General features: G+C 36.0%; 14 protein-coding genes and 2 pseudogenes. 12 read left to right on the forward strand and 4 right to left on the reverse strand.

The window, feature by feature from the left end; all coding sequences use genetic code 11:
- Window positions 1–63: 63 nt before the first annotated feature.
- The gene (locus ACQKMR_RS11425; RefSeq protein WP_427697401.1) at window positions 64–381 is read right to left on the reverse strand and encodes a hypothetical protein; all 318 of its coding nucleotides are present in this window, start codon (window positions 379–381) and stop codon (window positions 64–66) included.
- A gap of 730 nt (window positions 382–1,111) precedes the next feature.
- Here ACQKMR_RS11425 and ACQKMR_RS11430 point away from each other — a divergent pair.
- From ACQKMR_RS11430 to ACQKMR_RS11455, 6 genes and pseudogenes are all read left to right on the forward strand, one after another.
- On the forward strand, window positions 1,112–3,241 hold the full coding sequence (locus ACQKMR_RS11430; protein WP_427697402.1) for an ATP-dependent Clp protease ATP-binding subunit: 2,130 nt from the start codon (window positions 1,112–1,114) through the stop codon (window positions 3,239–3,241).
- A gap of 524 nt (window positions 3,242–3,765) precedes the next feature.
- Window positions 3,766–5,646, forward strand: a pseudogene (pulA, locus tag ACQKMR_RS11435) (type I pullulanase); the annotation flags it as partial.
- Window positions 5,647–5,822: 176 nt separating this feature from the next.
- Window positions 5,823–6,269: pseudogene (locus tag ACQKMR_RS11440) on the forward strand (2Fe-2S iron-sulfur cluster-binding protein); the annotation flags it as partial.
- A 182-nt stretch (window positions 6,270–6,451) separates the two neighbouring features.
- On the forward strand, window positions 6,452–6,952 hold the full coding sequence (locus tag ACQKMR_RS11445) for a PCYCGC motif-containing (lipo)protein (protein ID WP_427697403.1): 501 nt from the start codon (window positions 6,452–6,454) through the stop codon (window positions 6,950–6,952).
- A gap of 223 nt (window positions 6,953–7,175) precedes the next feature.
- Window positions 7,176–8,162 (forward strand): UV DNA damage repair endonuclease UvsE, encoded by a 987-nt coding sequence (uvsE, locus tag ACQKMR_RS11450; protein WP_427697404.1) that lies wholly within the window; start codon window positions 7,176–7,178, stop codon window positions 8,160–8,162.
- A gap of 525 nt (window positions 8,163–8,687) precedes the next feature.
- On the forward strand, window positions 8,688–9,260 hold the full coding sequence (locus tag ACQKMR_RS11455; protein WP_223305274.1) for a site-specific integrase: 573 nt from the start codon (window positions 8,688–8,690) through the stop codon (window positions 9,258–9,260).
- A 529-nt stretch (window positions 9,261–9,789) separates the two neighbouring features.
- Here the strand turns inward: ACQKMR_RS11455 and ACQKMR_RS11460 are convergent.
- Window positions 9,790–10,185 carry a GyrI-like domain-containing protein gene (locus ACQKMR_RS11460; protein ID WP_427697405.1) on the reverse strand — a complete coding sequence of 132 codons (396 nt, stop codon included), beginning with the start codon at window positions 10,183–10,185 and terminating at the stop codon, window positions 9,790–9,792.
- Between the two features lie 418 nt (window positions 10,186–10,603).
- Here ACQKMR_RS11460 and ACQKMR_RS11465 point away from each other — a divergent pair, with 418 nt between their 5' ends.
- From ACQKMR_RS11465 to glaH, 4 genes are all read left to right on the forward strand, one after another.
- Window positions 10,604–11,263 (forward strand): GntR family transcriptional regulator, encoded by a 660-nt coding sequence (locus ACQKMR_RS11465; protein ID WP_427697406.1) that lies wholly within the window; start codon window positions 10,604–10,606, stop codon window positions 11,261–11,263.
- Window positions 11,264–11,282: 19 nt separating this feature from the next.
- Window positions 11,283–12,500 carry an L-2-hydroxyglutarate oxidase gene (lhgO, locus tag ACQKMR_RS11470; protein WP_427697407.1) on the forward strand — a complete coding sequence of 406 codons (1,218 nt, stop codon included), beginning with the start codon at window positions 11,283–11,285 and terminating at the stop codon, window positions 12,498–12,500.
- A gap of 26 nt (window positions 12,501–12,526) precedes the next feature.
- Entirely contained in the window at window positions 12,527–12,877 is a 351-nt protein-coding gene (locus ACQKMR_RS11475; protein WP_427697408.1) for a DUF3870 domain-containing protein, read from the forward strand.
- A 327-nt stretch (window positions 12,878–13,204) separates the two neighbouring features.
- The gene (gene glaH / locus ACQKMR_RS11480; protein ID WP_427697409.1) at window positions 13,205–14,143 is read left to right on the forward strand and encodes a glutarate dioxygenase GlaH; all 939 of its coding nucleotides are present in this window, start codon (window positions 13,205–13,207) and stop codon (window positions 14,141–14,143) included.
- A gap of 291 nt (window positions 14,144–14,434) precedes the next feature.
- Here the strand turns inward: glaH and ACQKMR_RS11485 are convergent, their stop codons facing one another.
- Window positions 14,435–15,553, reverse strand: a complete 1,119-nt coding sequence (locus tag ACQKMR_RS11485) for an NAD(P)/FAD-dependent oxidoreductase (RefSeq protein WP_427697410.1) — start codon at window positions 15,551–15,553, stop codon at window positions 14,435–14,437.
- A gap of 174 nt (window positions 15,554–15,727) precedes the next feature.
- Between ACQKMR_RS11485 and ACQKMR_RS11490 the strand changes: the two genes are divergently transcribed.
- Together ACQKMR_RS11490 and ACQKMR_RS11495 are read left to right on the forward strand one after the other, a co-directional pair.
- Entirely contained in the window at window positions 15,728–16,321 is a 594-nt protein-coding gene (locus ACQKMR_RS11490) for a branched-chain amino acid aminotransferase (protein ID WP_427697411.1), read from the forward strand.
- Between the two features lie 457 nt (window positions 16,322–16,778).
- Window positions 16,779–17,717 carry an MBL fold metallo-hydrolase gene (locus ACQKMR_RS11495; RefSeq protein WP_427697412.1) on the forward strand — a complete coding sequence of 313 codons (939 nt, stop codon included), beginning with the start codon at window positions 16,779–16,781 and terminating at the stop codon, window positions 17,715–17,717.
- Between the two features lie 417 nt (window positions 17,718–18,134).
- Here the strand turns inward: ACQKMR_RS11495 and ACQKMR_RS11500 are convergent, their stop codons facing one another.
- Window positions 18,135–19,742, reverse strand: coding sequence for an FMN-binding glutamate synthase family protein (locus ACQKMR_RS11500; protein ID WP_427697413.1), 1,608 nt, complete (start codon window positions 19,740–19,742; stop codon window positions 18,135–18,137).
- Window positions 19,743–19,817: the final 75 nt, after the last annotated feature.

Consider the following 19,817-nt stretch of genomic DNA (forward strand, 5'->3'; position numbering starts at 1 on the left):
TTATACGGTAATGTGAATTCTGCGTATCACTAAGAATCGCGTCATGAGCAGGAAGACTTTGTATTATTTTTCTTTATTTCGTATCTGTTCACGGATTGTTTCTAGTTCATCTAAGGATAGATTAACTAGTGATTTTTTTATTTCTTCTTCGACCCTTTTTCGATCAAGCTCCCTATATGTATTCCACCAGTCCCGTAATCCTTCCGTGTTTTCAAGTAGATATTCAATGTCAATTTCTTCTTGCTCATCATCTGATAAATACTTCATGACGGCACCTAACAATCGGTTGAGTTGAGCTATTTCATTTTCCTTCACTAAAGGTGAGACCTTATTCTCTTTCTCTTCATTATCATTGTTTGCCGGTACATTTCGAGGTGTCATATATAGAATCCTCCTTTTTTTAATAGTTAGTGTTCCTAAAAGAATGGAATTCAATTTATTACTTATGAATTATCTATAGTCGTTACTATTCCTAGATTAAAAAATCGTGTTGCAGAGAAATGATAATAACATTTATGCTTAGTACTAATTTCAACATATATCTTGATAGAATATATAACATCACCGTCATCCTGTGAATTTGTGACAAAAAGTAAGTTAGAATTCTAAGGAAATACGCAATAAAGAAGTAATCCCTTACGGAAGATTATTTGAAGTACATACAATAGCATATACAGTCGGTCATTAATTGGAAACTGGAGTGTATCCATCCTCAGATTTCTTTCAATACATTAGTATGATTAATGGCGAAAAAATTATAAGAAACTCGGTTCTGATGGAAAAAATCAAATGGATCTCTAAATATTGATGTTTTACATTAAAAATCAAAATAATGTAGTTTTATTTTTTATTTACTAATAACTAATCTACTTGTTCTCCGATATAGTTATTTGTCACCTTTATAAGGAAATTGCAACTAATTCCTGAGGTCTACCCATAAAGTGGAATATCGGTTTAATCTTTTTAATAAAGAATAAATTTGAGAAAACAATCCAAAAGAATTTCCAGTCAAAATTATTGAAAGTCAAAGAAGGTCAATGTATAATAAAGTCAGAAAGTCAAAGAAGGTCAAAGTTGATTCATAAAAACAAACTTTAAGGAGGAGTGCTACATGCTTTGTGAAAAATGCCATGTAAACCAAGCTAATATTCAAGTACATCTAAATATGAATGGTCAGGAGCATGATGTGATGCTGTGCTCCACTTGTTATAAAGAAGAGAGAAATAAAATTGGTGCAGCTATGGGAGGACAAGATTTAGGGAACTTCCAATTTAATGGATCCCACAATCTATTCAATCCCTTTAATAATAGTAAAATCCCTCAACCGGAAACTACTCAACAAAGCGGTGGCAGAGGATTATTAGAAGAGTACGGGCACAATCTGACCGATGCTGCTAAAGCAGGTCTAATTGATCCGGTTATCGGCAGAAATGAAGAAATTAAAAGAGTGATTGAAGTTCTAAATAGACGTAATAAAAATAATCCGGTATTAATTGGTGAACCTGGCGTAGGTAAAACAGCGATTGCTGAAGGACTTGCTCTAGCCATTGTTGAAGGTGCCGTTCCTGTTAAATTACGTAATAAGCTGGTGTATAAGCTTGATATCGCTTCGCTTGTTACAAACACTGGAATCCGGGGACAATTCGAAGAACGAATGAAGCAATTAATCAGTGAATTGCAGGAAAGAAAAAATGTCATTTTATTCATTGATGAAATTCACCAAATTGTTGGTGCTGGGTCAGCTGAAGGATCAATGGATGCTGGGAATATCTTAAAACCCGCACTTGCACGAGGTGAACTTCAGCTGGTCGGAGCGACCACTTTGTCTGAATATCGGAAAATTGAAAAAGACGGAGCACTTGAACGCCGCTTCCAGCCCGTGCAAGTTGATGAACCGACAACAGATGAAGCATTGGTTATTTTACAAGGATTAAAAGACAGTTATGAAGCGTACCATGGGGTCACATATAGTGAAGAAGCGCTGAGAGCGGCAGTTGAACTTTCAAACCGCTACATTCAAGACCGTTTTCTACCTGACAAAGCAATCGACTTAATGGATGAAGCAGGTTCTAAATTAAACTTGACCATTGAATATGGACAGGAAGAGGTTATGAAAGAGCGTCTTGCAAATATCTATAAGGAAAAAGAGCAGGCCCTAAATGAAGAAGACTATGAAAAAGCAGCTGTACTTCGGGATGAAGAAGAAAAATTGGAAAAATCATTGCAAGCTGGAGAAAATTCAGTTAAACCAAACATCACCGTCGAAGATATTCAAAAGATTATCGAACAAAAAACTGGAATCCCTGTAGGCAAGCTGCAAGAAGATGAGCAGGAAAGAATGCTTCATCTTCAAGAGGAGCTTATGAAAAAAGTAATTGGGCAGGAAGAAGCAGTCAGAAAGGTTGCGAAGGCCGTCCGGAGGAGTCGTGCCGGTTTGAAGTCCAAAAACCGTCCCACTGGTTCTTTCCTATTTGTTGGTCCGACAGGAGTTGGAAAAACCGAATTAGCGAAAACCCTTGCTTTGGAATTGTTTGGTGATAAAGAAGCCATGATTCGCCTTGATATGAGTGAATTCATGGAAAAACATAGTGTCTCCAAATTAATTGGTTCTCCTCCTGGATACGTAGGCCATGAGGAAGCAGGCCAATTAACTGAAAAAGTTCGTCGTAAGCCTTACAGTATTATCTTATTGGATGAGATTGAAAAAGCACATCCAGATGTGATGCACATGTTCCTGCAAATTCTAGAAGATGGCCGTCTAACTGATAGCCAGGGACGTACGGTTACCTTTAAAGATACCGTCATTATCATGACATCTAATGCTGGTGTAGGTGAAAAACAAAAAGTAATGGGATTCGGTACAAGTACAGCCGTAGAAGAAGCTTCTATCCTGCAATCATTAGGCAGTTTTTTCAAACCGGAATTCCTGAACCGATTTGACAGCATCATTGAATTCTCAGCACTGAAGAAGGAAGACCTTTTACAAATTGTTAATATTATGATTCAAGATTTTGACAAAACACTTACAACTCAAGGCTTATCGTTAGTCGTAACGGATGAAGCGAAACAAAAACTGATCGAATTAGGGTATCATCCAACATTCGGGGCAAGACCGCTCCGCCGTGTTCTTCAAGAACAGCTCGAAGATGGTATTACTGACTATATCTTTGATCAGCCTGAAGTGAAAAACTTCATTGCAGTTGTTGAAGCTAATCAGGTTAAAATTATCAAAACACCATAAAGAGTACTAGAAATGCCTCCAAGACCGTAAAACTGTTATGGAGGCATTTTTTTCAATTTTTAAGGGATTCAATTTCAATATGACAATTTTATAAGACAAAGAGAGGTATATTCTACACTGAAGTAGAATTTTATGTGAGAGTAGTACAGGTTTATGATTTTTTGAAGCAAGTTAGATTAACTTAACAATAAAAAATGGCCAATTATTCCCGAACTTATTTCGGGGAAAAATACTTATTATTGATAAATGAATACAACAAGTATATTAACATATGTCCCTGAGTACGCTAGGGCCTTGGAATCATATTGAAAGTATCACACTGATTTTTGATAGCAACCCTTCATAAAAAGGAAATAATAAAAATATATGAAATAAATTCCTGTTTTGAAATAGGAATTTTATTGGAGGAATGACCTATTAAAGATTCACTTTCTTATTTTGAAGAGGAAAATACGAACCAAACACCTAATGATAAAGATCTCGATAATAAGTCGGATGTTCTACCCATTGCAAATATTCATCCGGTAAACCCTGAAGAACTGGATAATCTTTATTACTATGAAGGAAAGGACTTAGGAAACTCCTATTTAAAAGATAAAACTTCCTTTCGGTTATGGGCTCCCACTTCATCTGAAGCTAAGCTCGTTACTTATAAACGTTGGGATGATACAGATGGTATAGAAATTGATATGCAGCGTTCAGAGAACGGAACGTGGACTGTTGAAATATCCGGTGATCAGGATGGTTTGATATATACATATAAAGTGAAAGTGGGCGATGTATGGAATGAAGCCGTGGATCCCTATGTCCGGGCAGTGACTGTAAATGGGGATAAAGGTGTTGTAATAGATTTAGCAGACACAAACCCAGAAAAGTGGACAAATGATAAACCTGCGCTGGATAGCCCTGAGGATGCAATCATCTATGAAGTTCATATCAGGGATTTATCAATTCATCCTGAAAGTGGAATTCAAAATAAAGGAAAATTTTTAGGGGTAACCGAAATGGGTACCAAAGGTCCTGATGGAGTTAAAACTGGTCTTGATCATATTAAGGATTTGGGTGTGACTCATGTTCAATTTATCCCCATTTTTGATTTTGCTACTGTCAATGAAATGAAATTAAATGAACCTCAATATAATTGGGGATACGACCCAAAGAATTATAATGCACCAGAAGGGTCTTATTCGACTGACCCCTATCAACCAAAGCGCAGAATTCGCGAGGCGAAGCAGATGATTCAAGCATTACATGATAATGGATTACGTGTAATCATGGATGTAGTTTACAATCACGTATATTCGGTAGATGAGTCTAGCTTTAACAAACTTGTACCTAACTATTTTTTTCGCTATAACCAAGATGGCACACTATCAAATGGCACCGGTGTAGGAAATGATACAGCGTCCGAACATAAAATGATGCGGAAATTTATCGTTGAATCTGTGATCTATTGGGCGAAAGAGTTTAACCTTGACGGCTTCCGTTTTGATTTAATGGGGATTCATGATGTGGAGACGATGAATGAAGTGAAAAAAGCTATTGGTGAAATTGATCCGACTATTATTGTTTTAGGAGAAGGCTGGGATATGAATACCCCATTGGCTCACGATCAGAAAGCAAATCAAAAGAATGCTTATAAAATGCCTGGTATCGCTCATTTTAATGACGCTATCCGGGATGGGTTAAAGGGGTTTGTGATGAATGAACATGATAGAGGTTTTATTAATGGCAAACCAGGGATGGAAGATTTCATTAAAAAAGGAATTGCTGGTGGTTTAAAATACGATGAACATATAGCAACATATCAAAATCCAGCCCAGGTAATCAATTATGTCGAAGCCCATGATAATTATACATTGTGGGATAAGCTCTTAATTACAAATCCAGAAGCGACAGAGCAAGAACGCAAACAGATGCACAAACTGGGTTCCTCAGTGGTATTACTGTCACAGGGAATTCCAATGATTCATGCTGGACAAGAATTTATGCGCACAAAGGATGGAGATGAAAATAGCTATCAATCATCTGACTGGGTTAACCGATTGGATTGGAAAAGAAGAGCGGAGTTTGATTGTGAAGTAGAATATTTAAAAGGGCTAATTTCGCTTCGAAACAATATTTCAGCTTTCAGGTTAAGAACAGCTGAAGACATCGAGCAGCAGTTAATATTCCTTGAAGCTCCAGCGAATGTGATTGCATTTTCTCTAATGACAGAACATTCAAGGATTGTTGTTATTCATAATGCAAACTGGGAAGCTGTAAATATTACACTCCCACTCCATGGAGATTGGTCTGTTTTAGCGAATGGTCAGCGGGCGGGTCTTGAAGAAATTGAAAGGATTCAGGGGAGTCATATAACCGTATCCCCTTTAAGTTCATATGTGTTGAGAAGTAATTTGTAAAATAGTGATTAATAAGTCGAAGTTATTGATAACCTAACACTCACTTCGACTTTGGTTTTTTTAGCTTTTCTTTGAAATATTTACTAAAATGGAATAGTGCAAAAGCTAATAATGTTGAAATACCCATCATTTAATTACACAAATTGTCAAAAAATTGTCAGGGTAGAAAATATTAAATGAATAAATTTTCTCGTTTTTTTAAAAGAGGAGCGATTATTTTCCCAGAGAAAGTACATATAAATATTAATGTAGCTGAGGCCATCCTAAAAGGTAATCAAACCATTTTACAAATGCTAACAGATAGTTCGATAGAAGTTCCAAATGTTTGTTACCATTCAAGCTTAGGCCCGATTGAAACATGTGATACATGTCCTGTGAATGTTAATGGAGAACTTGCGAGATCGTGCTCTACTGAAATCAAAGATGGAGATGTAATTGATACAGTTGCACCTAATGTCAAAGAAGCACAGGTTATCGCAATGGACAAGATATTGTATAACCATGAATTGTACTGTACGGTTTGTGATTACAATAACGGGGGATGTGAAATACATAATACCTTTAAAGAAATGAAAGTAAATCATCAAAGATTCCATTGTCACTATCAAGAAGAAGAAACAAATGAGAATTAAATAATATGGAAGGGTCCTTTAATTAATGCCTTTCTTACATTACTTGAATAATTTAAAAATATCTTTTATGAAGCCAAGCCATCATTTAATGATGTACTTTTTGTGAAATGACTTGTAGAAATACATTCCACCCCATAAAATGGGAGTAACTATAATATTCAAGGAGTGTACAAATGAATTTTAAATTAATGGCCATATTTGGTATCTGTTCATCTTTACTACTTTCCGGTTGTTCGAATGAAGAAAAAAGTGTTGTGGATAAAGAAACTAGTCATGAAGGCCATTCAGCCCATACTGTTTCAGGAGATCTACAAGAAGAGACTAGCAGTAAGGAAATAGCACCCGAATTTCTATCTGGAAAACCAGAAGAAATGAAAACCATCTATTTAGCGGTTGCTCAAAATCAGGAACTATTAGAAAAAATACCATGTTACTGTGGTTGTGGCGAAGAAGCTAACCATAAAAACAATTACGATTGTTTTATCCATGAAAATAAAAAAAGTGGTGAAGTGGTTTGGGACGATCATGGGACTAGATGTGGAGTTTGCCTAGAAATAGCAGCTCAATCCATTTTAGATTTAAGGAATGGGATGACAATTAAAGATATCCGTACTAAAGTGGATGAAAAATATAAGAGTGGATATGCCAAACCAACACCTACCCCTGCGATTTAAGTTCATAAATTTCCAAATTGGATAATGAAAAAGAGCCTAAAATATGAACTGCACCCCAATTGTTAGGAACATCTAACAATTGGAGGTGCAGTTTTTATGTAATTAAATAAAGTGTCTAACTTTTTGGGTTCACTTCAATAATGAGGCTCTTTATTTATTCATATTAATGATAAATAAGGGAATACTGACAAAAAACAACAAGTAATATAAGGGGGTTATCCATTTGACTTTAATCCGCCTTGGTTATGTGGCCATGAGTACTCATGTACCAAACTGTTCACCATCCCAAACCATGACTTTTTCCCAGTTTTCGAAAATTAAGGATAGGGAGGCAGCCATAAGAAAACTTGAACGCATTTCAGTTTCTAATCTTAATAATTGCTGGCGATTACTAATCCATAACGCAGCTTATAATATCCAGTTTTTTAGGCTTTCATTTAAGCTCATACCCCTTGTTAATCATCCAGAAATTCCAGAATGGGACTACCTAGAACCAATTTCAGAAGAACTTGAAAAAATTAAAACCTATCTTACTAATCAGCCATCTATAAGAATTGATTTTCATCCAGATCATTTCGTCATTTTAAATAGTTCGAATATCGATATACTGAAGACCTCCCTAAAAACATTAAGAATGCATTATACTTTATTGAAAAAAATGGGATTAGACCCTGACCATCGTTGCGTTCTCCATGTCGGTGGTGGATATGGTGAACATGAACAGGCTCTAGAGCAATTTATACATAATTGGGGGTTTGTACCTGAGTCGATTCAAAAAATGGTGATTCTTGAAAACGATGATACTACATTTACTTTATCGGAAACTCTCTACTTGTGTGAAAAACTAGGAATTCCCATGGTTTTTGATTACCACCATTATCTTGCGCACCATTCGGGAACTGAGAACTGGATAGATCATTGGAATCGAATACTCCAAACTTGGAATCATTCAAAACTGGCCCCAAAGATGCATATTTCCAGCCCAAGGTCTGAAAAAGAATTTAGAGCACACGCTGATTACGTTGACCCGGAGATGTTTATGGAGTTTTTACAACAAATAAAAGGAAGCTTACCACAGTTAGATTGTATGATTGAAGCGAAACAAAAAGATGGGGCACTTTTCCAACTGATGGATCAGCTGAGAGCGTACCCGGAAATCGAGATGATTGATGGTGCAAGTTTTTATATCCGCGGAGAGAGACTTGGATAAAAATTACATTTGATGAAGAGATGTGTAAAATACTCTTTATCAAATGTAATAGGATAAATATTTGATATATATAGTTTACATAACATTATTATTGTAAATAAAATAGATGGGTAAAACTGTATAATACTTTCCGGGGAAAGAAAGGATATTTTTGTAAGTTATAATCCCGAAAAATATACTATTGTTTTAGACTTCTACATTTTCATTTCAAAAAAGCAATAAAAGAAAAAAAACGGGTCCCGTAATTCGATTTTAAGGCACCCATTTTTAATTGGCAGAGTATTTCATCGCGATTGTTATAAAGTCTTTCTAAATGCCTTTAAAATGCATTTAAGGAGCTTGGGAGATTTAAACTCTTTATCTATCGATATCACAAGAATATTCTGAATGTAACAAAGGACCTCTATTGATACATTCGGAATCGCGTCAAATCAAGGTTTTTGAGAGCATTATAATTTAAAAAACTTGCCTTTTTTTCGTCAATTCACGTACAATGAAAGAAGAGGAAAGGGGAATGAGTTACTCATGCAAGCAACCTCTCAAAGAATCAAAAATGTCCAGCCGATACGCCGACTGGATCACATAGATAAGATGAAAAAATCTCTATTAAAATATTGCAGCTACCGCGATTATATGATGTTCTCTATCGGGATTAACATTGGACTTCGAATCGGTGATCTTTTACAGTTACGTGTAAAAGATATCCTAGAGGGAACACATATCGTCATTGTAGAGCAAAAGACAGAGAAAATTAAACGGTTCCTTGTCAACCCTCAACTTCGGAAAGAAGTCCGGAAGTATGTTCGGAAGATGAACCTGAAAAATGAAAACTATTTATTTCCTAGCCGAAAAGGAAATGGTCCAATCACTAGGGTACAAGCATATCGGGTTTTAAACAAAGCAGCAGAAATGGCTGATATTCCGGATGTTGGCACACATACACTCCGAAAAACATTTGGCTATTTGCATTATCAAAAATTTAAGGATATCGCTTTACTTCAACAAATTCTTAATCATTCCAATCCAAAAGATACGATGATATACATAGGACTCACACAGGATTTAATGGACGAAACATTGATGGATTTCTATTATTAAAAAAAGGACCAATAAGGTTCTTTTTTTAATTTATCATAATAACATTATGTAAACTAGTTATTTTCAATTGTATTTCTAAATTTAAGAGTAAATTATCTAGGATGAATCATTTGTATATAAATTGGTGGTTCATCTTATAATAAAACTCAGGGGAATAAAATGAGGTAAATCAAAAAAAGTTTTGTTATTAAATATATTTACATATTAATTTAATATTCTTTTGGAATAGTTGTTATTTATAGAACCATCAGCGTACATTGTGAATAACTGGAAAGTAGAATTCCTTATATTTAGAAAAGATATTTAAATATGTACTAACAAAATACTTGATGAATCTAAAATAAAGAGGGAAGAACATGAGGAAATATTGCTCAACAAGAGTAATGACAGTGTCTTTTTCTTCTTAGATATTAGGAGTTAAATTCAATAGGAAAATGAGCTAAGGATAGTATAGATAACAAAGATCTTAGATAACTATTTTTTAGGGACATAACAAAAGAACCCTATATTTTATAGGGTTCTTTTGTTATTATTTAATCGCTATATGTATTTCCACTTTTCCATCAGGATAATATTTTTCATAATCCAGGCTATATGCCCTATTCAACTCTTTTTCATCTTCAAGCTGCCATATCTTTTTCCAAGTTTCACCTATGGAATGCTCATCTTTTAAACATTCAAACACTTTATATTCATTTTCTGGAATAATAATTTTTTCATTTGACACTGGAGTTTCAGCAGCAATCGCTAATGTATAATCTCCATGATAGTCATTTTCGTACTGATGGTAAACCCCATACTTAATATCATTTTCAATATTGAAATCATTCGTTTTATTCCATAATGACCCAATTTTATCGAATAAATTTTTATCCGAGAAATTATTAGTGCGAATATCTCCAATAATGTATACTTCTTTACTCATAATATCCTCACTCCTTTGTATAAATTTGGTTTTTTAGTTAATTGTATCATAGTCAAAAAAAGAATCTCATTTTTCCACATAACAAAAAACGGAAGCATAGTTGAAAAACATAAAGAGGACCAAGTTTTTTTGTCCTCTTTTAGATACCAACATTAATAATTATATAATCTATACAAAGGAGAGGATGTGTCTAAACTGCTGAAAACTCATCTCCATAAGACGTTATTACGTAAAGTAGAAGAATTAAAGTAGATGTAGCAAAAGGTTATTTTCTTTCGTGATATAAAGTGCTTTTTTTAAGATATTGTATCCAGTAACTTTAAGATTGGATACAATATCTTTTGTTTTTGCTATTGAAATCGTTTTATATAGTTGATATAGTTAAAATTGTATCCAATATTGAAAGGTGGAAGACACATTGGATAATGCTAATAGAGATAAGTCAACAATCGTAAACCATGTAACAAAAAGTCTTAGACAGGCAATTTTAAACGGGACACTGAAAAAAGGTGAGCGTTTAATTCAAGAGGAATGGGCTGAACGATTAGATGTAAGCAGAATGCCCATTCGAGAAGCGCTTACACAGCTTCAAATGGAAGGTTTAGTGGAAATGGTTCCACACAAAGGAGCTATCGTCACTCCAATTACCCGAGATGATATTGAAGAAATCTACCACACTAGGTCTCTTCTTGAAGGCCTTGCTGTTGAAAAGTCACTTCCTTATTTAACAAAAGAAGACAAAAAACAATTAGAGAAAATATTGATCGAAATGGAAGAGATTCAGTTATCCGATGTAACAAATGAACACTATATTCAATTGAATGCAGCTTTTCATGAAACCCTTCGAAAAGGTTGTCCATGGCCTAGGGTTCAAAAAATGGTAGAAACGCTAGGTATTTCGCCAATTGCGCCCAATTTGCTTATTGATTATTACCCTGAAACGCAGCGGGAACACAGGATGATTTATGAAGCAGCTTTGCGTGGCGATCCTGCAGAACTTCGAGCATCTGTGGAATATCATATTTTACGAACAAAGAATAATTTAATCACGTGTATGGAGTTGCTAAAAAAACCATAAATAATAAGGAGTGGTAATTGTGTATGATTTTGCAATTGTTGGTGGGGGAATTGTAGGTTTATCAACGGGAATGGCACTTTACGAGCGGTTTCCTAATGCGAGAGTGGTAGTTATTGAAAAAGAGTCTGTTGTGGCAGATCATCAAACTGGTCATAACAGCGGTGTTATTCATTCTGGAATATATTATAAACCAGGTAGTTTTAAAGCACGTTTTGCTCGCCAAGGAAGCAAATCAATGACGGAATTCTGTCAAATACATGGAATCGAACATGATATTTGTGGAAAGGTCATTGTTGCGACAAAGCCAGATGAGTTACCAATTCTGAATGATTTGTATACGCGAGGTCTACAAAATGAACTGGCTATACAGAAAATAAGTGTGGATGAATTAAAAGAAATCGAACCACATGTAAACGGTCTTGGTGCGATTCGTGTCCCGCAAGCTGGTATTGTAAATTATCGTCAGGTCAGCGAAAAAATCGCCGATATTATCAAAGAATATGGCGGTGAGATTAAATTAAATACAAAAGTAGAAAAAATTAATGAAGAGTCAGATAGTGTAACGATCGAGACGAACACCGGTACCCTAAAAGCACGAATGGTTATTAACTGTGCTGGGTTGCACAGTGACCGAATTGCAGCAGCAGCGGGGTACAAAACTGATATGAAAATTGTACCATTCCGTGGCGAGTATTTTAAATTGATACCAGAAAAACGCTATCTCGTTAACCATTTAATTTATCCTGTTCCAAATCCAAAATTTCCGTTTTTAGGGGTCCATTTTACTCGGATGATTAGCGGAGAAGTAGATGCTGGTCCAAATGCTGTACTAAGTTTTAAACGTGAAGGATATAAAAAAACGGACTTCAATGCAAAAGATTTATCAGAAGTTTTAAGTTACAAAGGGTTCTGGAAACTCGCGAGTAAATTTATGAAAGAAGGGATGGATGAATATGTCCGTTCTTTTAGCAAAAAGCAATTTACGAAAAGTCTTCAGGAATTAATTCCTGAAATCCAGGAAGATGATTTAATTCCGGCGCCAGCAGGCGTTCGAGCCCAGGCCCTACAGGACGATGGAATTATGGTAGATGACTTTCATATTATTATGGGGAAACGTACGATTCATGTATGTAACGCTCCGTCTCCTGCAGCTACAGCTTCTATTGAAATTGGAAAAGAGGTTGTTAACCGTATTCCAGAACAATCACACTTATTGGAAGCAACCTTAATAAAATAAATCATTTTTAGAGAGGAAGTAGCCTCATGTTTAATGGTAAAACAATATTTATAGCAGGTCACGCACGTTTACCCCAGGGAATGGCAGCAAAAAGTGTCTTTGAAACGTTAACCATTACTGCAGAAGTCGATGCTAAATATGGGGTAATACTAGAAGCTTCTTGTACATTGGCTACGGAACATGGACGTGAATTTATTGGACGTGTGTTAAAAGGGACTAGTTTAAATGAAGGTGTTGATAATGCGATAGAATCTATTCAATCATATTATCGGGGAAAGGCAACAAATGCGTTGATTGCTGCATTAAAAGACTTAGATCTCCATTTTCAGCAAATTAAGTCGGGGGAAAAACCAAAACAACAAAAACTAGAGTTATAATTTAATTTATCTGAATAATAAGTAAAAAAAAGGTTGACATTAGAATACGAAAGTGTTTTAATTAATTTAAGCTAATATTATGACATTATCACCTTTTGTAAAATACCTTTTCAAAATCGTGAATAGATCATAATAGTTGGAAACAGGAAACATAAATAATACATAAACTGCATATTCGCTGTGACTCTATTTGCATAGAGCAGTGAAGTGAATATAAGCCAGTTGTACAAGTGGAATCCTATTTTAGTAGGGAACTTGTGCGACTGGCTTTTTATATTTCCCGTTAACTCATTAACCTATACTACACAAAAACAGGAGGAATTATTCATGAGTATTGCAGAAAAAAAGAAAGCCAAGTTTGAAATGAAAACCGAAAAATATGAGGTAAAAGTTCACCCGCAAACAAATCGTTTGTATCATATTGAAATCTCAAAAGAGGCAATTGCAAGTTTTTTAGCAGTAGTGTTAAATGATAATCAATCTGTACAACATTTGGAATATACACCATACGCACGTCACATTGTAGCTTCTTACCTATTGGATCAAGTAGGAGAAGAATTTGGTGAAGTAATTCGGAGCATTGTTCATGATCGAGAGTCAGGCGGATTTACTCTTGGTTTAGAAGGGGTAACTGAAAATACTGATGAATATGTCATATTCGCAACAGCGATTTCTTACTTACTTGGAGCTCCAAACCATGATGCAATGTCTGGAAAGTACTATGCACGTTTTAGTGTACAAGATACAGATAGCAGCGATTCTTATCTACGTCAGGCATATCGTTTATTTACCCTTCATACAGACGGTACGTTTGTAGATGAGCCGACAGACTGGTTGCTAATGATGAAGACGATTGAAGAAAATGCCCGCGGAGGCGAATCACGTTTATTACATCTTGATGATTGGAAAGAACTTGATAAGTACATCAATCACCCATTATCAAATCAAAAATTTACGTATAAAGCTCCAAAAAGTAAAAATATTGATCAAGAGATTGAACGTTTAACTTTCTTCAATCATAATAACAAGCCGGGTGTTTGTTTTATCGATCAATTTGTTTATCCTGAATCCATTGAACAAGCAAAATACCTACGTGATTTCTCTAATTCATTGGAAGCTGATGAAAGTGTAATTGAACTAGAACTTCCTGTTGGTGATTTAGTTGTCGTCAATAATATTTTTTGGCTTCACGGACGTGCTGCATTTGAAAAGGATCCAAACTTGAACCGTGAATTACTTCGTCAGCGCGGACGTTTTAATCAATAAGTTTTACATGTAAACCCTATCGTTTATCTCCATCCCCAAAAACTATTAAAGATAAATTCTTTTCCTGCCTTTCGGTTTGGAACGAGAATTTGTCTTTTTTTTAATTTCTCTGAATTCGAAACTGAAGTACGATTGCAAACAGAAAAGAATGACCCTGGACAAATTCCGGGGTCATTTGGTGGTAAATCAAAGTTATTACTATTGTCATTCGCCTATTCCTGGGGCACTGTTCATATTCTTGATCTATTTGATTTCGTGTATTTATACATTGAGTGGTACCAATACAAGAAGTTATATTCCTAGAGCACCTTTCACCTCATACTTATCTAATTCGATGTCTATTTCCCTATCAAGTGCAAGATTTGCCAGTTGAGAGCCGATATAAGGACCCATTGTTAAACCGGAAGCACCTAGCCCATTAGCAACTATGATGCCTTCCCAACCAGGTAAAGGACCAATTACAGGAAGGAAGCCAGGAGTGAAGGGCCGGAAACCTACTCTTGCTTCAATAAACGTGCTATCTGCCAAACCAGGCGCAGTATTTAATGCTTTATTAAACACTTCCTGCAAACCTCCTGCGGTCATTCGGTTATCGAATACTTCCATATTTTCATGTGTTGCACCAGCTACGATTTTATTATCATCGAAAGCCAACAAGTATTGATCACTAGGCGGCATGACAACCGGCCAGTTATTTGTGTTTGTACCTGGCAATCCTAGATGAATAATTTGAGCTTTTTGAAAGCTGACTTGAAAATTGACTCCTAATGGTTCCAGTAACTGCTTAGCCCATGCTCCCGCACATACAATTACTTTATCGGCAGTAATGACTTCATCATCAACTGTTACACCTGTTACCTGTGAATCGCTATATTTCAAAGCAGCCTCACCATACATAAGTTTCGCTCCGTTTTTTTGTGAAGCACGCAGTAATGAATCACGAAGTGCCCGTCCATCGACTCGTGCAGCTCCACTTATATGGACAGCAGCATATTCGCCGGAAACAGGTGGAAATAGGGTACTCGTTTCCTTAGCATTGAGCAAAGTAATATCCCCTATCTCAGGTGCATCTTCTTTTCGTTTTGTCGCTCGTTTCTGTATGGCAAGCAGTTTTTCCTCATCCGTATGTAAGCTGATAGCCCCTACTTGGGCATAGCCAGTCTCTGTTTCCCCGTCTCGTTCAAGTGCTTCAATTAGATTGGGATAAAAACGCGCACCATTTTTAGCAAGGTGATACCAATCTTTATTACGCCGTTGCGATATCCATGGACATACGATGCCTGCGGCGGCAGCGGTGGCCTGTCCTCTATCTTGGCGATCAACAATGACCACATCGGCTCCCATTTTTACAAGCTGATAGGCCGTGGAAGCTCCTAAAATTCCTGCTCCTACTATAATGATTTTTTGCATGTTTAACATCTCATTTCTTTCATTTGTATAAAACCCTCTAGTATAACTATATCGAAGACACCAAACGATTGCCACAACCGATATTTTAATTGTTTTTTCACATAGTTATTTTATCTGTTATGAATATGCTATGATTGAACAGATCGGGTTGAAAAGATACTAGGAGGACATATCATGTTAAAAAAACAAATGGAAGCATACATATCAAAAACTTTAAGTGAAAACAAGGTGGAATTGTTTAAAGAAGAATTGGAGTATGCAGAGAAACATAAATTAATCGCTGACGATATTACTATAGTAGAAAAAGAAAACACTTCCCGCTTTGCTGATGCTTATATCGAACGCAGTAATAAAGAAAGCGAAGAACTGATTTCTGAAGAAACTGCCGCATTTTTATCTCAACCAATTGAGTTTTTAAAAATAAATATAGAGGAATTCCTTTACTTTGAATCTTCATGGTTCGAACTAATCGGGGTTGAGGCACTTTCATTGGAAGTTGATGATGTATTCAGTACTTACAACGCCATGTTCGGATTAAAGTTCCAGAAAAAAATAGGAGATGCTTTAAAAGCCTTTTTAAATAAGGAGCTTCAAGGCGGTATCGGGTCATTCAGTTTGATGTTCAACCAAGGTGATGGGCTATGGGACGTGAATTTTGCATTGAATAATGTTAAAGGATTTCGAGAAGACATGTCATTAGGCGAAGCTTTTAGTCTAATCTATAATTTTCTATTTATTCTTGTTGAAACAATCGAGGAAGATAAGTAAAGCGAAGAACCGCCATTATATAGTGATGGCGGTTTTTTTTCATTAAATTATCTAGTAGCATATGCGTTGATTAAATGGAATTAGCCAGCAAAATGACCTCTAATAGAATAATTTCTATAACAATTGAATTTGATTTAAGATGAACGTATTGTAGGAATATTAGCTCTATACAGCAACTCAAACTATTAAATGCAAATAGTAATTTAATAGTTTTACCTTTTACCGATAAATCTAGGGAAATTGATTAGAGGAATATCAGCGAACACGTCGAATTAATAAATTATATACTTTATTTAACAGTTACCTCTATTAATTAGTTGCTGGAAGAGTTTGATAACCTAACAGTCTCTCTTAAAAGGAATCTCCTGATTACTTGAAGATAAAATATTTTAATCTTATTAAAGGGGATGGGAATCCGAGAAGATATTCGATAGCTAAATTGGAAGGAGAATTAGACTTGCTGAATGAATTGGAAGTTACTCAAGTTACCATTCCATTGCCCTTTAGGTTGGACCACGTTCATTGTTTTCTAGCAGAAGGTGAAAAAGGGTGGACAATTATTGATACAGGATTGAATAACAAAGTATCAAGGGATATATGGAAACCCATAATTGAAAAACATGATATTAACGATATCGTACTTACTCATTATCATCCGGATCATTTCGGCTATGCTGGAACTTTACAAGCATTAACAGGTGCAGATGTTTGGATGACACAAGTGGATGAATTGGCGGGGACGACATATTGGGAACCTGAATCACTACAATTTCTTAAGGGCAATTATGATGCATGTGGCATTATAGATGATAAAGCATCTGCCTTGACTAGTGATGAAAGTACCTTTTTCCCACAGGTAAAACCCTATCCTACTGTGAATCATCACCTTGAAGAAGGAATGAAGATATATTTTGGCAAGTTTGAATATGAAGTGATTTTTACACCGGGACATTCAGACGGGCTAATTACCTTATATAATAAGGAAAATAGTGTCCTTTTCTCAACAGATCATATTTTGCCTAAGATTTCTCCAAATATTTCTTATTGGTTTCGAGGCATCAGCAATCCATTAGAAGCTTTTTTTACTTCTTTGAAAAAAATACAAAAGCTCGACGTTGAGTATGTCATTCCTTCGCATGGAACTCCTTTTAGGAATGCCAATAAGAGAATTGTGGAATTATTGGATCACCATCAAGATCGATTAAATGAAGTTTTTGAAAACATGAAGGAGCCGATAACCGTTAACACCGCGTGCAATGTCCTTTTTAAAAATTTATCTATTCACGAATCACGGTTTGCGGTTGGTGAAACCTTAGCACACCTTGAATACCTCTTTTCAAATGACCAATGCAGAAAATTCAAACGTGAAGGCATATGGTATTATCAATCCTTATAATTCTTCATCCTATTTCGATTTATTAATTTAATTCGGTTTAAACAGCACATTATATATGAGCTGTTCAGACTGTAGACAAACTCGATGAAAATCGAGTTTGCCTACAGTTTTTTTATGGCTTGTACAATTTGAACGTTGATTGGAACGTAGGGCACTCGCTTTCCGCGGGCGGTCCGGGAGCCTCCTCGGCTTGCGCCTGCGGGTCTCTCCTAGACGCGCTTTTCCCGCAGGAGTCTCGCACCTTCCGCTCCAATCAACTTTGATATAAAATTTAGATAGAACCTCTTTTGTCTACAAACTGAAAGGAGGATCTTTAATAAGAGATCCTCCTTTTCGTTTCTCGAAGGAAATGGAAGAGAGGACTCCGACAAAAAAACGCCTATCAACAAAATAGGCGGTGGTTTAGTACTTTTACAACTATTTACTTACTCTTATTTGTCCCTTTACTTCATTTAGAATATTTTCAAGGGACGTGACGATTCCTTTGTCGTCCTTATAGCTAATATGCATTGGCTGGAAATGAACGGGAGAATCCAAACCAGCGGCTGCTGATATTCGGAATAGTCCTTTTCTTAGGGTAACGAGAAAATTTACGACCCGGTATTTCTTTTCATCAATGACAAGTGCCTTTTGCAATTCTGGATCAGTCGTTGCAACCCCGACAGGACAAGCATTGGATTGACATTTCATAGTCTGTATACATCCGATTGAAATCATGAAGCCACGGGCTATATTGACAAGATCAGCTCCCATAGCTAAAGCGATGGCAATTCGGTCAGGAGTGAACAGCTTACCAGAGGCAATGATTTTTACCTGATCTCGGACGCCATATTTTTCAAGAGTTGAAACTAGGATTGGTAAAGCTGATTTGATAGGCAACCCTACGCTATCAATCAATTCTTGATAAGAAGCACCTGTCCCTCCTTCTCCGCCATCCAATGTTATGAAATCTGGACCTTTTCCAGTATCTTTCATATATTTGGCCAGTTTTTCAACACTATCATTTCCACCGATAACCATCTTAATACCAACCGGTATGCCTGTATGATTTCGGATTTTTTCGACAAAGTCACACAATGATTCTACATCATGAAATTGATGAAATCGATTCGGACTATCGATTGATTTGTATGCCTCAACCTTACGAATCTCAGCAATTTCAGGATTTACTTTTTCAGCATCGATATGACCTCCGCGAGTTTTTGCCCCTTGGGCTAATTTAACCTCAAAGGCTTTGATTTCAGGAATTTCACTTTTTCTTTTTAACTCATCCCAATCCATTTCGCCTTTCCTATCACGAACTCCAAACATGGCTGGTCCTATTTGCATAATAATATCGACCCCGCCTTTTAAATGATAAGGGGAAAGGCCACCTTCTCCTGTATTCATCCATGAGCCTTTTGCTAAAGCTAATCCTTCAGACAAAGCAGTTATGGCATTCTTCCCCAATGATCCATAACTCATAGCAGACATCCCGATAAGTCCTTTTAATTTAAAGGGATTCTTTGTGTTCGGACCAATAATTACAGCATCCTCATCATCTAATAAATATGCAGAGGATTCTTCATCTCCCCATGTTTCTTCTCGTTGTGAAAAAAGTGGATCCTTCATAAGGATGTATCTTTTAGTCATCACTTTTGTTTCTCGGTCGTATTTTTCTTCTTCAGCCAATTTTGGGAACATACTATTCCTTACAAAGAATCCTTCTTCATCGAAATCTCGTTTTGAACCAAAACCAATGACATCCCGTAAATATTTTGAGCTTTTTACCATGTGTTCATAGTCATCTCGAGAAAAAGGTTTTCCCTCATTATCACTGTTGAACCAATATTGCCGCATTTCAGGACCTATCTTTTCCAAAAAGTAACGAACCCTTCCAAGCACTGGATAATTCCTTAGAATCGCATGATGTTTCTGACTACGGTCAAAGAAAATCATATAGATTAATAAAATAACTATCACAATGAAAATTAAGAAAATAATAGAAAATCCAAGAATAATTAAAAGATTTGCGATGCTGTTCATCCTAGCCCTCCTGTATGCAAAGAATCATGTATTGTTAATCTACTCGGTACTTCGATTATTTATACAAAAATTTAC

Origin of the sequence: Peribacillus sp. NPDC096540, from assembly GCF_050278525.1 — a bacterium.
Classification (GTDB): Bacteria; Bacillota; Bacilli; order Bacillales; family DSM-1321; genus Peribacillus.